The following is a 13,795-nucleotide window of genomic DNA, read 5'->3' on the forward strand; positions in this document are numbered from 1 at the left end:
GCGCGCCGGCTGCTAGCCCGTAGCCCGCCGCAAGAAACCGAGGGAGGAGTTATGGCAGCGCCCCGACGCCGTGCTAAGGCGCAACCCGAGACCGACGCTTCGAACAAGCGCTCTCCGGCTGCGACGCCCCAAGAACTTCTGCGCTACTATCGCGAGATGCTGTTGATCCGCCGCTTCGAGGAGAAGGCGGGCCAGCTCTACGGCATGGGCCTGATCGGCGGCTTCTGCCACCTTTACATCGGCCAGGAGGCCGTGGTGACGGGTGTTCAGGCGGTCCTCAAGGAAGGCGACAGCGTCATCACCAGCTACCGCGACCACGGACACATGCTCGCCTGCGGCATGGACCCGAAGGGCGTGATGGCCGAGCTCACGGGGCGCCGCGGCGGCTACTCCAAGGGCAAGGGCGGCTCGATGCACATGTTCAGCCGCGAGAAGAACTTCTACGGCGGCCACGGCATCGTCGGCGGTCAGGTGCCGCTGGGCACCGGGCTGGCCTTCGCGCACAAGTACCTGAAGGACGGTGGCGTGTGCACCACCTACCTGGGCGACGGCGCCGTCAACCAGGGGCAGGTTTACGAGAGCTTCAACATGGCCGCTCTCTGGAAGCTGCCGGTCGTCTACATCATCGAGAACAACAAGTACGCCATGGGCACGGCGCAGGAGCGCTCGAGCGCCGGCGAACTGCACCAGCGCGGCGCGGCCTACGGCATTCCGGGCGTGCAGGTGAACGGCATGAACGTCCTTGACGTTAAGGCCGCCGCCGACGAGTGGGTGAACTGGGTGCGCGACGGCAACGGCCCGGTCATCCTGGAGATGAAGACCTACCGCTACCGCGGCCACTCCATGTCCGACCCCGCCAAGTACCGGACGAAGGAAGAGGTCGAGAAGATGCGGACGGAGTCCGATCCCATCGACCAGCTGAAGAAGCAACTCCTCGACGAAGGTGTCGCCACCGAGGACAAGCTGAAGGAGATCGACCGCGAGGTGAAGGCGATCGTCTCTGAATCGGCTGAATTCGCCCAGCAGAGCCCCGAGCCCGATCCGTCCGAGCTGTGGACGGATGTTCTGCTCGAAGCCTGACCGCAACACGAAACGGGGGACCGCGCCTGAGGAGCGCCGGGGCTGACTTTTACGAACGGCCCCAGGCGACCGCGCGGACGGAGGAACCAATGCCGATCGAAGTGCTGATGCCGGCGCTGTCGCCCACCATGACCGAGGGCAAGCTGGCGAAATGGATGAAGAACGAGGGGGATGAGGTCAAGTCCGGCGACATCCTCGCCGAGATCGAGACCGACAAGGCCACCATGGAAGTGGAGGCGGTCGATGAAGGCCGCCTCGGCAAGATCCTGATCACCGCCGGGACCGACAACGTCGCGGTGAATACCCCCATCGCGGTTATTCTGGGCGATGGCGAGGAGGCGAGCGCCGCCACCGAGGAGAAGCCAAAGACCGCCGCGCAGCCGGTGGTCAAGGGCGAGGACGCCAAGCCGTCCACCTTGCCGGCGCAGGTGATCAGCGGCCCGGCCGCCCCGCCGGCCTCGGATGAGGACAAGTTCTTCGACAAGACGGTCAAGAAGACCGTGCGCGAAGCGTTGCGCGACGCCATGGCCGAGGAAATGCGCCGCGACCCGATGGTCTTCCTGATGGGCGAGGAGGTCGCGCAGTACCAGGGCGCCTATAAGGTCTCCCAGGGTCTGCTCCAGGAGTTCGGCGCCGACCGCATCATCGACACGCCGATCACCGAATACGGCTTCACCGGCCTGGGCGTGGGCGCCGGCTTCAAGGGCCTGCGGCCGATCGTCGAGTTCATGACGTTCAACTTCGCCATGCAGGCGATCGACCACATCGTCAACTCGGCGGCCAAGACGCTGTACATGTCCGGCGGCCAGATGGGCTGCCCCATCGTGTTCCGCGGCGCCAACGGTGCGGCGGCGCGCGTCGGCGCCCAGCACAGCCAGGACTACACGCCCTGGTACGCCAGCGTGCCGGGCCTCAAGGTGGTGGCGCCGTACTCGGCGGCGGATGCCAAGGGCCTGCTGAAGTCCGCCATCCGCGATCCCAACCCGGTCGTCTTCCTGGAGAACGAGATCCTCTACGGCCAGAGCTTCGACGTGCCGGAGAGCGAGGACTTCATCGTTCCCATCGGCCGCGCCAAGATCCTGCGCGCCGGCAAGGACGTGACGATCACCGCCTACTCGTTGATGGTGAGCCAGGCGCTCGCCGCCGCCGAGCTGCTGGCGAAGGACGGCATCGAGGCGGAGGTCATCGACCTGCGCTCGATCCGCCCGCTCGATGTCCACACCATCGTCGAGAGCGTCAAGAAGACCAACCGTCTGGTCACGGTCGAAGAAGCCTGGGCCACCTGCGGCATGGGCGCCGAACAGGCGGCGCTGATGATGGAGCACGCCTTCGACTATCTGGACGCGCCGGTGATCCGGGTCACGGGCAAGGACGTGCCGATGCCCTACGCCGCCAACCTGGAGAAGCTGGTCCTGCCGCAGGCGGACCGTATCGCCGAGGCGGCGCGCAAAGCCTGCTACCGCGCGTAAGGGGGGCAACAGACCATGACCATTCAAATCCTGATGCCCGCCCTCTCGCCCACCATGACCGAGGGCAACCTCGCCAAGTGGCTGAAGAAGGAAGGCGACGCGGTGAAATCCGGCGACATCCTTGCCGAGATCGAGACCGACAAGGCCACCATGGAAGTCGAGGCGGTCGATGACGGCCGCATCGGCAAGATCCTCGTCGGCGACGGCAGCCAGGGCGTGGCGGTGAACACCCCCATCGCCATCCTGCTGGAAGAGGGCGAGGACGAAAGCGCGCTCGCCAAGGCCGGCGGCGGTGCTCCGGCACCCGCCGCGCCCAAGGGTGACGGTGCGGCGGCCCCCGCTCCGGCGGCAGCTCCCGCGCCGGCTCCGCAAGCGGCCCCAGCTCCCGCTCCGGCCACGCACGGCAACCGCGTGTTCGCCAGCCCGCTGGCGCGCCGCATCGCCCAGCAGGCCGGCATTGACCTGTCTGCGGTTAAGGGCTCCGGCCCGCACGGCCGCATCGTCAAGGCCGACGTCGAGGCTGCCAAAGCCGGCGGCGGTGCCAAGCCGGCTCTGCAGGCCGCGGCCCCGGCGGCGGCTCCCGCTCCCGCAGCGGCCCCCGCTCCGGCTGCCAAGCCGGCGGTGGGCGTGGATGCGAGGGATTACTCGGACAAGCTGGGCATGCGCTACACGCTCCAGCCCAACTCGTCGATGCGCAAGACCATCGCGCGCCGGCTGACCGAGGCCAAGCAGACCGTCCCGCATTTCTACCTGACCATCGATTGCCAGCTCGACGCCCTGATGAAGGTGCGCGCCGATCTGAACAGCCGGTCGGATGCGTACAAGCTGTCGGTCAACGACTTCGTCATCCGGGCCGTCGCCCTGGCGCTGAAGAAGGTGCCGGCCGCCAACGCCGCATGGTCGGACGAGGGCATCCTGCAATACGAGCACGCCGACGTGTCGGTCGCCGTGTCCACCCCGACCGGCCTGATCACCCCGATCATCAAGGCCGCCGAGGGCAAGGGCCTCGCCGAGATTTCGAACGCGATGAAGGATCTCGCCAAGCGTGCCCGCGACGGCAAGCTGAAGCCCGAGGAATACCAGGGTGGCACCTTCTCGGTGTCCAACCTGGGCATGTTCGGCGTGCGTGAGTTCGCGGCCATCATCAACCCGCCGCAGGGCTGCATCCTGGCGGTCGGTGCCGGCGAGCAGCGCCCCGTCGTCAAGGACGGCGCGCTGGCCATCGCCACGGTGATGAGCTGCACGCTCTCGGTGGATCACCGGGTGGTGGACGGTGCGGTCGGTGCGGAATTCCTCGCGGCTTTCAAGAAGCTCGTCGAGGATCCGCTGAGCATGCTGCTGTAAGGGGGGACGGCTCATGGCCGACATGAACTTCGACGTCATCGTCATCGGCTCCGGCCCCGGCGGCTACGTGGCGGCAATCCGCGCCGCCCAGCTCGGGCTGCACACCGCGGTGGTCGAGCGCGAGCATCTGGGCGGCATCTGCCTGAACTGGGGCTGCATCCCCACCAAGGCGCTGCTGCGCTCGGCCGAGGTCATGCACCTCGCCAAGCACGCGTCCAATTACGGCCTGTCCGTCAGCGGCGTGAGCTTCGACCTGGACAAGATCGTCCAGCGCTCGCGTCAGGTGGCGGGCCAGCTCAACGGCGGCGTGAAGCACCTGCTGAAGAAGAACAAGGTTACCGTCATCGACGGCGAGGGCAAACTGGCCGGCAAGGGTCAGGTCGCCGTCACCAAGTCGGGCGCGCCGGTCGGCACCTTCGGCGCCAAGCACATCATCATCGCCACCGGGGCACGGGCGCGCACGCTGCCCGGCCTGGAAGACGACGGCAAGCTGGTGTGGACCTACAAGAAGGCGATGACGCCGAACACCATGCCGAAGTCGCTGCTGGTTATCGGCTCGGGCGCCATCGGCATCGAGTTCGCCAGCTTCTACAACGCTCTCGGCTCCAAGGTGACGGTGGTCGAGGTGATGGATCGCATCCTCCCCGTGGAGGACGAGGAAATCTCGGCGGCGGCGCGCAAGGCTTTCGAAAAGCTGGGCATGCGCATCATCACCGGGGCCAAGGCCGGCAATCTGCGCAAGACCGCCGACAGCGTCACGGTGGCGGTCGAAGCGGGCGGCAAGACCGAGGACATCACGGTCGACCGCGTCATCGTCGCCGTGGGCATCTCGCCGAACAGCGAGAACCTCGGCCTCGAAGGCACCAAGGTGAAGACGGACCGCGGCCACATCGTCACCGACGAGTGGTGCCAGACCGGCGAGCCGGGCGTCTACGCCATCGGCGACGTCACCCAGCCGCCCTGGCTGGCGCACAAGGCCAGCCACGAAGGCGTCATCTGCGTCGAGAAGATCGCGGGCAAGAACGATGTCCACCCGCTGGACATCCGCAAGATCCCCGGCTGCACCTACTCGCACCCGCAGGTGGCGTCGGTGGGGCTGACCGAAGCGAAGGCCAAGGAGAAGGGCTACGACGTCAAGGTCGGGCGCTTCCCGTTCATGGGCAACGGCAAGGCCATCGCGCTGGGCGAGCCGGAGGGCATGGTGAAGACCGTGTTCGACGCCAAGACCGGCGAGTTGCTCGGCGCCCACATGATCGGCGCGGAAGTGACCGAGCTGATCCAGGGCTACACGGTCGCCAAGACCATGGAGACCACCGAGGCCGAACTCATGCACACGGTGTTCCCGCACCCGACCCTGTCGGAGATGATGCACGAGTCCGTCCTTGATGCCTATGGCCGGGCGATCCACTTCTAGCTAGATTGCCGAGGCGAGGTTTTTCCGGTTAGGGACATGAACCGCAGCAGCGCCGCGTACGACGAGGACTTCTACGCCTGGACGCAAGCCCAGGCGGCGGAGATCCGTCGTGCCGGCGCCGAGCGGAACAATGCCCCGATCGACTGGCAGAACGTCGCCGAGGAGATCGAGAGCATGGGCAGAAGTGAGTGGAGCGAGATCGACAACCGGTTGACGGTGCTGGTCACGCATCTGCTCAAATGGCTGTATTGCCCGGAGTTGTTGGGGCATTGTGCCCGTCAATGGCGCCTGACGATCAACGAGCAGCGTAAGATGCTGAAAAAGCGTCTTAGGCAGAGCCCAAGCCTGCGTCCGCTCGCTTACGAGAGCTATGCCGAAATCTGCGCCGATGCGCGGGAAAATGCTGCGCTGGAGGCCGAGGTCGATCTGGCCCGTTTCCCGACCGATCCACCCTTCACGCTTGACCAGGCGCTCGATCCGGCCTATCCGGCCGATCTGTTTCCGCCGGAGTGGCGCGCCTGAGCGCTGCCCGTTCGTAGAAACGGTCCTGCCCACGGGCGGACCGATGGGAGTTCGTGACGTCATGACCGCGGCCGACCAGACCGAAAAGCTTCGCCACCCCGAGAAGGCCCACAAGCCCGACAACCCCGTCCAGCGCAAGCCCGCCTGGATCCGCGTCAAGGCGCCCATGAGCCAGGAGTACAACGAGACCCGCCAGCTCATGCGCGGGCTCAAGCTCCACACGGTGTGCGAGGAGGCTGCCTGCCCGAACATCGGCGAGTGCTGGAAGCACAAGCACGCCACGTTCATGATCCTCGGCTCGATCTGCACGCGCGGCTGTGCTTTCTGCAACGTCGAGACCGGCAAGCCGAACCTGCTCGACCCGCACGAGCCGGAGAATGTCGCCGAGGCGGTCGCCCAGCTCGGCCTGCACCACGTGGTGGTCACCTCGGTGGACCGTGACGACCTGGAGGACGGCGGGGCCGAGCACTTCGCCCGCACCATCCGCGCGATCCGCGCTGCGGCCCCCACCACAACCATCGAGATTCTCACCCCCGACTTCCAGAAGAAGAAGGGGGCGGTCGAGACCGTGGTCGCCGCCAAGCCGGACGTCTTCAACCACAATCTGGAGACGGCGCCGCGGCTCTATCCGACGATCCGTCCGGGTGCGCGTTACTTCACCTCGCTGCAACTGTTGGCGCGGGTGAAGGAGCTTGACCCGTCGATGTTCACCAAGTCGGGCATCATGGTCGGCCTGGGCGAGCTGAAGGAGGAGGTCGGGCAGGTGATGGACGACCTGCGCGCCGCCGACGTCGACTTCATGACCATCGGCCAATACCTCCAGCCGACGCCGAAGCACGCCGCGGTGGACCGCTTCGTGACGCCCGAGGAGTTCGACGGCTACACGCGCCTCGGCCGCGCCAAGGGGTTCCTGATGGTGGCGGCGAGCCCGCTGACGCGCTCGTCCTACCACGCGGGCGCCGACTTCCAGAACCTGCGCGCCGCCCGCGAGGCGAAGCTCGCGGCGGCGGCCGGCTGAGAGACGGGGAGGGGGCATGCCGACGCACGCGGAAAAGAAGGTCCTGCCGTACACCCCCGACCAGATGTACCGGCTGGTCGCCGACGTGGACCGGTACCCGGAGTTCCTGCCCTGGTGCATGGCCTCGCGCATCCGCAAGCGCGAGAGAAACGTGATGTATGCGGACCTCGTCATCGGCTTCAAGATGGTGCGCGAGCGTTTCACCTCGCGCGTCGAGCTGAACGAGGAGGCTCGGCGCATCGACGTTCAATACACCGACGGGCCGTTTCAGTACTTGAACAACCATTGGATTTTTACGCCGCATGAGCGCGGCGTTTGCGTGGACTTCTTCGTCGATTTCGAGTTCCGCTCGGCGATCCTGCAAAAAATCATGGGCGTGCTGTTCAACGAGGCGGTGAAGCGCATGGTGCAGGCGTTCGAAACCCGCGCCGCGCAACTCTATGGCACGCCGGCTGCGACCGGCGCATCGACGAACGCTGCGTAAGGGGTGTTGGGTCGGTGGCCCAACGTCCTCAGCCCCCCGTCGGCCGCGCCGCGCGCAAGCGTTCCAGTGCGCACTCCACTGTTTGCAGGCGCACCGCCCGACGGTCGCCGGAGAAATTGTACTCGCGCGCCTTCGCCGGGCCGCGGCGCACCGCTGTGGCGATGTAGACGCGGCCGACCGGTTTGGCCTCGGTGCCGCCCTCCGGGCCGGCGACGCCGGTCACCGCCACGGCGACGTCCGCCTTCGACTTCGCCAGCGCGCCCACCGCCATCGCCACCGCCACTTCGGCGCTGACCGCACCGTGGGCGAGGATCAGGCTCGGCGGCACGCCCAGCATTTCCGACTTGGCGACGTTGGTGTAGGTAACGAACCCACGCTCGAACACTTGGGACGAGCCGGGAATGTCGGTGATGGCGGCGGCGATCAGGCCACCCGTGCAGGATTCGGCCGCGGCGACCATGCGGCCGGCCATGCCGTATTCCGCCAGCAGCTTGGCGGCCAGATCGCGGATGTGGTCAGGGACCATGGCGTGCCTCTCCTGTTGCTCGGCGATCCTACCCCGGCAAGCGGACGGTCGCCACCGCCTGTGCGGCGATGCCCTCGCCACGGCCGGTGAAGCCCAGCCGTTCGGTCGTCGTCGCCTTTACGCTGACGCGGTCCTGCGCGATGCCCAGCAACTCCGCCACGCGGGCGACCATGGCGGTACGGTGCGGGCCGACCTTGGGGCGCTCGCAGATCACCGTCACGTCCACGTGCGCGAGAATGCCGCCGCGGGCGCGCACCAGACCGGCGGCGTGCTGAAGGAATTTTCCGCTGTCGGCGCCGCGCCATTGCGGGTCGCTGGGCGGGAAGTGGCTGCCGATGTCGCCGTCGCCGATGGCGCCGAGGATCGCATCGGTCAGTGCGTGCAGCCCGACATCGGCGTCGGAGTGCCCTTCCAGCTTCTGGCTGTGCGGCACGCGCACGCCGCACAGCACGACGGCATCGCCCTCGGTGAAGCGGTGCACGTCGAAGCCCATGCCGGTGCGCACGTCGCCGAGTTCTTGCGTCACGACGCGTTCGGCGCGGGTGAGGTCGTCTTGTGTGGTCACCTTGAAATTCTCCTCCTTGCCCGGCACCAGCACCACGGAAAGCCCGGCGCGCTCGGCCACCGCTGCGTCGTCGGTCAGGTCGAGCCCGGCCGCCGCGCGGTGCGCCGCCAGGATCTCGGCGAACCGGAAGCCCTGCGGGGTCTGCGCCCGCCACAATCCGCTGCGGTCCACGGTACCGGCCACGTGGCAGCCGTCGCCGCGCTTCAGCGTGTCGGCCACCGGCACGGCGGCCAGCGCGCCTGGCGCTTTGGCCAGCGCATTCACCACCGCCTGGATGGTGTCGGCGTCGACCAGCGGCCGGGCGGCGTCGTGGATGAGCACGAGGTCCGGGGTACCGATCTGCTCCAGGCCGTTGCGCACCGAGTCCTGCCGGCTGGCGCCGCCGGACACCGGTTCTGGCAGGTTCAGGCCGGCCACGGCGGCGTCGTAGAGGTCGCGGTGCGCCGGCTGGATCACCACCTGAACCCCGCTGACGGCGGGATGGCGCAGGAACGCCTCGACCGTGCGGCGAAGCACCGGCTGGCCGGCGAGGTCGTGGTATTGTTTCGGGCGCTCGGCGCCGAAGCGCTGGCCGGAACCACCGGCGACGATCAGCGCGATGCAGGACGGCATGAGGGGATGGTCCGTGATGATTTGCAGACTTGACGGCGACGCGGCGGAGCCTAGCCTGTCCCCCGTACTCCGCCAAGGGGCAGGCGAAGGGATTAGGAAGGGCATGGTCGGCCGGTGATGTCGCAGAACCTCGTCTTCAGCCTGACGGCGCTCGTGGCGCTGCTGCCGGCCTCGCTCTATCCGTACCGCAGCGTCGGCGGCGCCGGGGAGCAGGGCCGCTCGGCCATGTTCTGGGGCGCCCTGGCGCTGGCGGTCTTCGGGCCGGGCGTCTGGGCGGTGGCGCGCGTCGGGGGCGCGTGGACGACCGGGCTGCCGACCGCGCTGTGGGTGACCATCGCCGCCTGCATGCTGCTGTTCGCCGGGCTGTGTGCGGTGACGCGTTCGGCGTGGCGGCTCTCGCCGCTGCTGCTGCCCTATCTTCTGGCGGTGGGCGTGGTGGCGACGCTGTCCGAGGGCACGCGGGCGCCGGAGCTGCGTGGCGGCGCTCCTGGCATCTGGATCGACGTGCACATCGCTGTTTCCGTCGTCACCTACGCCCTGCTGACGCTGGCGGCGGTGGCGTCGCTGGCCGCCTTCCTCCAGGAGCGCGCGCTCAAGGCCAAGCGCCCGACCGCGCTTACCCGATTCCTGCCGCCGATGGCCGAGAGCGAACGGCTCCAGGTCCGGCTGCTGGCGGCGTCGGAAGCGGTGCTCGGCGCCGGGCTCGCAACGGGCATGGCGGTCTTGCACTATGAGCAGGGTACGGCGCTGCGCTTCGACCATAAGACGCTGTTCTCGCTTGCCACTTTCGTGGTCATCGGCGGCTTGTTGTTTGTGCACATACGAACCGGCATGAGAGGCCGCACGGCCGCGAGGCTGGTGTTGATTGCCTACCTTTTGCTCACGCTTGCCTATTTAGGCGTCAAATTCGTCGCGGATATTCTGCTGGGCTAATCCACTTCCCTCGATCCCAAAGGGAATGCTGCACTGCACGCGCTTGCAAACGGGGCAAGCGCCGTGTATCTTGCCCAAAATCCCAGCAAATTACTGAAGAGCCCATGATTTGGGCAGACTGAAATGGCAATCCAGATCGGCTCCATCCCCCTGTCCGACCCGGTGATCCTCGCCCCCATGTCCGGGGTCACCGACCTGCCGTTCCGCCGCTTGGTCAAGCGCACCGGGTGCGGCCTCGTCGTGTCCGAGATGATCGCCAGTCAGGCGATGATCCGCGAGAACCGCCAGACCCTGCGCATGGTCGAGACCGTGCCGGAGGAGTTCCCGATGGCGGTGCAGCTCGCCGGCTGCGAGCCCGGCGTCATGGCCGAGGCGGCCAAGCTGAACGAGGATCGCGGCGTCGCCATCGTTGACATCAACTTCGGCTGCCCGGTGAAGAAGGTGGTCAACGGCTACGCCGGCTCGGCGCTGATGCGCGACGAGCCGCTGGCCGGGCGCATCCTGGAGGCCGCCGTCAAGGCGGTGGACATCCCGGTGACGCTGAAGACCCGCATGGGCTGGGACCACGGCAACCTCAACGCTCCCACGCTGGCGCGCATCGCCGAGGAATGCGGGATCAAGATGATCACGATCCACGGCCGCACCCGCAACCAGATGTACAACGGCAGCGCCGACTGGGCCTTCGTGCGCCGGGTGAAGGACGCCGTGTCGATCCCCGTGGTGGTCAACGGAGACATCCAGACCCTCGACGACGTGGACCGCGCGCTGTCGGAATCCGGGGCGGACGGTGTGATGATCGGCCGCGGCACCTACGGACGCCCGTGGTTCCCGTCGCAGGTCATGCACTATCTGCGCACCGGCGAACGCCTGCCCGACCCGCCGCTGCACGAGCAGTTGGCTATCGTGCTGGAGCATCTCGACGCCATGCTCAGCCACTATGGCAGCGAGCACGGCGTGCGCGTCGCCCGCAAGCATGTCTCCTGGTATTCCAAAGGCTTGCACGGCTCGGCGGAGTTCCGCTCGGAGATCAACCTGATCGAAGGCGCCGACGCGGTGCGCGAGCGTATCCGCCGCTTCTATGAACCGGTGATCGAGAGGATGGCCGCCTGATGTCCTCCCGCATGGCCACATCGACGTCGTCGCGGCGCCCTCCGCGCATCCCGGTCCGCTCCGGCGGAATCGACCCGCGGGCGATCCTCAACGCGCTGCCCGACCCGGTGCTGGTCGTCGATGGGGCAGGGGACATCCGCTATGTGAACCTGGAAGCGCAGGAGTTCTTCGATGTCAGCGCCAGCCTGATCGAGGGCACGTCGCTGGCCGACCTGCTGCAACCCGACAGCCCGGTCATGGCGCTGCTGGCCCAGGCCCAGCGCGGCAGTCTGTGCGCCTCGCAGGAGGGCGTCACCATCGACACGCCGCGCATCGGCGCGCACAGCGTGACGGTGCAGGTGGCGGGCATGGGCGACGGCTCCGACCACATGATCGTCACGCTGCACGAGCGTTCGCTGGCCCGCAAGATCGACAACTCGCTGACCCACCGCAGCGCCGCCCGCTCGGTGACGGCCATGGCCGCCATGCTGGCGCACGAGGTGAAGAACCCCCTGTCCGGCATCCGCGGCGCCGCCCAGTTGCTGGAGGAGAACGCCGGCGAGCAGGACCGCGTGCTCACCCGCCTGATCTGCGACGAGGCCGACCGCATCGTGGCGCTGGTCAACCGCATGGAGGTGTTCTCCGACGGACCGCTCGACCGCGGGCCGGTGAACATCCACACGGTGCTGGAGCACGTCCGCAAGATCGCGCAGAACGGCTTCGGCCGCAGCGTCCGCTTCGTCGAACGTTACGACCCGTCGCTGCCGCCGGTTTATGGCAACCGTGACCAGTTGGTTCAGGTCTTCCTCAACCTGATTAAAAATGCGGCAGAAGCCTGCCCGGACCCGGCTGGCGAGATCGTGCTGTCCACCGCCTACCAGCACGGCGTGCGCATGGCGCTGCCCGGCGGTGACACGCGCATGCCGTTGCCGTTGCTGGTTTCCGTGCAGGACAACGGCGGCGGCATCCCGGACGATCTGCGCAACAACCTGTTCGATGCCTTCGTAACGACAAAGGTCAATGGAACTGGCCTTGGTCTTGCATTGGTGGCGAAGATCATCGGCGATCACGGCGGCGTCATCGAATTCGACAGCCAGCCGCGCCGGACCGTCTTCAAGGTGTCGCTGCCCATGTACGACGAATCACAAGTTCCAGGGGAGGGTGTCACGCGCCGGGTCCAGCGGGGATCGCGCTGATGGCCGCGGCCACGATCCTCGTCGCGGATGACGACCGCGCGATCCGCACCGTCCTCACGCAGGCATTGGCGCGCCTCGGCCACGACGTGCGCACCACTGGCAACGCCTCCACCCTGTGGCGCTGGGTGTCCGACGGTCAGGGCGACCTCGTCATCACCGACGTGGTGATGCCCGACGAGAACGGGCTGGACCTCATCCCGCGCATCAAGAAGCTGCGGCCGGAGTTGCGCGTCATCGTCATGAGCGCGCAGAACACGCTCATCACCGCCGTCAAGGCGGCCGAGCGCGGCGCGTTCGAATACCTGCCCAAGCCCTTCGACCTGAAGGAACTGGTCTCGGTGGTCGAGCGGGCGCTCAACGCCCAGCAGAGCAAGGGCGAGCCGGCCAACGATACGCTCGACGAGGAGCAACTCCCGGTCATCGGCCGCTCGCAGGCGATGCAGGAAATCTACCGGGTGCTTGCCCGTTTGATGGGCACCGACCTGACGGTGATGATCACCGGCGAGTCGGGCACCGGCAAGGAACTGGTGGCCCGCGCGCTGCACGACTACGGCAAGCGCCGCAACGGCCCCTTCGTCGCCATCAACATGGCCGCCATCCCGCGTGAGTTGATCGAGTCCGAGCTGTTCGGCCACGAGAAGGGTGCTTTCACCGGCGCCACCAACCGCTCCACCGGCCGCTTCGAGCAGGCGCAGGGCGGCACTCTCTTCCTCGACGAGATCGGCGACATGCCGCTGGAGGCGCAGACCCGCCTGCTGCGTGTCCTCCAGGAGGGGGAGTACACCACGGTCGGCGGACGTACACCCATCAAGACGGACGTACGCATCATCGCCGCCACCCACCGCGACCTGCGTACGCTGGCCCGCCAGGGCCTGTTCCGTGAGGATCTGTTCTACCGCCTGAACGTCGTGCCGATCCGCCTGCCGCCGCTGCGCGAGCGTACGGAAGACGTGCCGCTGCTGATCCGCCACTTCCTGAACCAGTCGGTGTCGCAGGGCCTGCCCAACAAGAGCATCGACCAGCCGGCGATGGAGCGGCTGAAGCGCTACCGCTGGCCGGGCAACGTACGCGAGCTGGAAAACCTCGTACGCCGGCTGGCCGCCCTGTACTCGCAGGAGGTCATCGGCGTCGACGTCATCGAAGCGGAGTTGGCCGACGCCACCCCCGTCGTCCAACTCGTCGAGGAAACGCAGAGCGAGGGCCTCGGCTCGGCGGTCGAGCGCCACCTGAAGGACTATTTCGCCGCCCACAAGGACGGCATCCCCGCCACCGGCCTGTACGACCGGATTCTGCGCGAGGTGGAACGGCCGCTGATCTCGCTCAGCCTGTCGGCCACCCGCGGCAATCAGATCAAGGCGGCGGAGCTGCTGGGCCTCAACCGCAACACGCTGCGCAAGAAGATCCGCGAGCTGGACATACAGGTCGTCCGCGGCCTCAAGTAGCCGCTTCGTGATATTCATGTGACACGGCCGAAACAGGACGGCTCCGCTGCGGCCAGCAACGGAGCCGTTCGCGGTATGACGTCGAACGCGCTTGGCAGCCG

General features: G+C 67.4%; 13 protein-coding genes. 11 read left to right on the top strand and 2 right to left on the bottom strand.

Features of this window, described 5'->3' with window-relative positions; genetic code table 11:
• Positions 1-51 precede the first annotated feature (51 nt).
• From pdhA to ACSVDD_RS01860, 7 genes are all read left to right on the top strand, one after another.
• Positions 52-1,080: a pyruvate dehydrogenase (acetyl-transferring) E1 component subunit alpha gene (pdhA, locus tag ACSVDD_RS01830; RefSeq protein WP_448187584.1), complete on the top strand. Its 1,029-nt coding sequence runs from the start codon at positions 52-54 to the stop codon at positions 1,078-1,080.
• Between the two features lie 89 nt (positions 1,081-1,169).
• Positions 1,170-2,549, top strand: a complete 1,380-nt coding sequence (locus tag ACSVDD_RS01835; protein ID WP_448187585.1) for a pyruvate dehydrogenase complex E1 component subunit beta — start codon at positions 1,170-1,172, stop codon at positions 2,547-2,549.
• Between the two features lie 15 nt (positions 2,550-2,564).
• The gene (locus tag ACSVDD_RS01840; protein ID WP_448187586.1) at positions 2,565-3,893 is read left to right on the top strand and encodes a pyruvate dehydrogenase complex dihydrolipoamide acetyltransferase; all 1,329 of its coding nucleotides are present in this window, start codon (positions 2,565-2,567) and stop codon (positions 3,891-3,893) included.
• A gap of 13 nt (positions 3,894-3,906) precedes the next feature.
• The gene (lpdA, locus tag ACSVDD_RS01845) at positions 3,907-5,307 is read left to right on the top strand and encodes a dihydrolipoyl dehydrogenase (RefSeq protein WP_448187587.1); all 1,401 of its coding nucleotides are present in this window, start codon (positions 3,907-3,909) and stop codon (positions 5,305-5,307) included.
• A gap of 36 nt (positions 5,308-5,343) precedes the next feature.
• Positions 5,344-5,829: a DUF29 domain-containing protein gene (locus ACSVDD_RS01850; protein ID WP_448187588.1), complete on the top strand. Its 486-nt coding sequence runs from the start codon at positions 5,344-5,346 to the stop codon at positions 5,827-5,829.
• A 61-nt stretch (positions 5,830-5,890) separates the two neighbouring features.
• Positions 5,891-6,847, top strand: coding sequence for a lipoyl synthase (gene lipA, locus ACSVDD_RS01855; protein WP_448187589.1), 957 nt, complete (start codon positions 5,891-5,893; stop codon positions 6,845-6,847).
• A gap of 16 nt (positions 6,848-6,863) precedes the next feature.
• Positions 6,864-7,331, top strand: a complete 468-nt coding sequence (locus ACSVDD_RS01860; protein WP_448187590.1) for a type II toxin-antitoxin system RatA family toxin — start codon at positions 6,864-6,866, stop codon at positions 7,329-7,331.
• A 28-nt stretch (positions 7,332-7,359) separates the two neighbouring features.
• Here the strand turns inward: ACSVDD_RS01860 and ACSVDD_RS01865 are convergent, their stop codons facing one another.
• Both ACSVDD_RS01865 and ACSVDD_RS01870 read right to left on the bottom strand, forming a co-directional pair.
• Positions 7,360-7,857: a CinA family protein gene (locus ACSVDD_RS01865; protein ID WP_448187591.1), complete on the bottom strand. Its 498-nt coding sequence runs from the start codon at positions 7,855-7,857 to the stop codon at positions 7,360-7,362.
• 28 nt (positions 7,858-7,885) lie between these two features.
• Positions 7,886-9,034, bottom strand: a complete 1,149-nt coding sequence (locus ACSVDD_RS01870) for a bifunctional 2-C-methyl-D-erythritol 4-phosphate cytidylyltransferase/2-C-methyl-D-erythritol 2,4-cyclodiphosphate synthase (protein ID WP_448187592.1) — start codon at positions 9,032-9,034, stop codon at positions 7,886-7,888.
• A 117-nt stretch (positions 9,035-9,151) separates the two neighbouring features.
• Between ACSVDD_RS01870 and ACSVDD_RS01875 the strand changes: the two genes are divergently transcribed.
• The 4 genes from ACSVDD_RS01875 to ntrC all read left to right on the top strand — a co-directional run bounded on the left by ACSVDD_RS01875 (position 9,152) and on the right by ntrC (position 13,694).
• Positions 9,152-9,967 carry a cytochrome C assembly family protein gene (locus ACSVDD_RS01875; RefSeq protein WP_448187593.1) on the top strand — a complete coding sequence of 272 codons (816 nt, stop codon included), beginning with the start codon at positions 9,152-9,154 and terminating at the stop codon, positions 9,965-9,967.
• Positions 9,968-10,090: 123 nt separating this feature from the next.
• On the top strand, positions 10,091-11,077 hold the full coding sequence (gene dusB / locus ACSVDD_RS01880; protein ID WP_448187594.1) for a tRNA dihydrouridine synthase DusB: 987 nt from the start codon (positions 10,091-10,093) through the stop codon (positions 11,075-11,077).
• Entirely contained in the window at positions 11,077-12,252 is a 1,176-nt protein-coding gene (locus ACSVDD_RS01885; protein ID WP_448187595.1) for a two-component system sensor histidine kinase NtrB, read from the top strand. Before dusB ends, ACSVDD_RS01885 begins: the two co-directional genes overlap by 1 nt.
• Positions 12,252-13,694 (top strand): nitrogen regulation protein NR(I), encoded by a 1,443-nt coding sequence (gene ntrC, locus ACSVDD_RS01890; RefSeq protein WP_448187596.1) that lies wholly within the window; start codon positions 12,252-12,254, stop codon positions 13,692-13,694. The genes ACSVDD_RS01885 and ntrC overlap by 1 nt, the downstream gene beginning before the upstream one ends.
• The last annotated feature ends 101 nt before the right edge of the window (positions 13,695-13,795 follow it).

The sequence above is a fragment of the Azospirillum terrae genome (genome assembly GCF_053470425.1).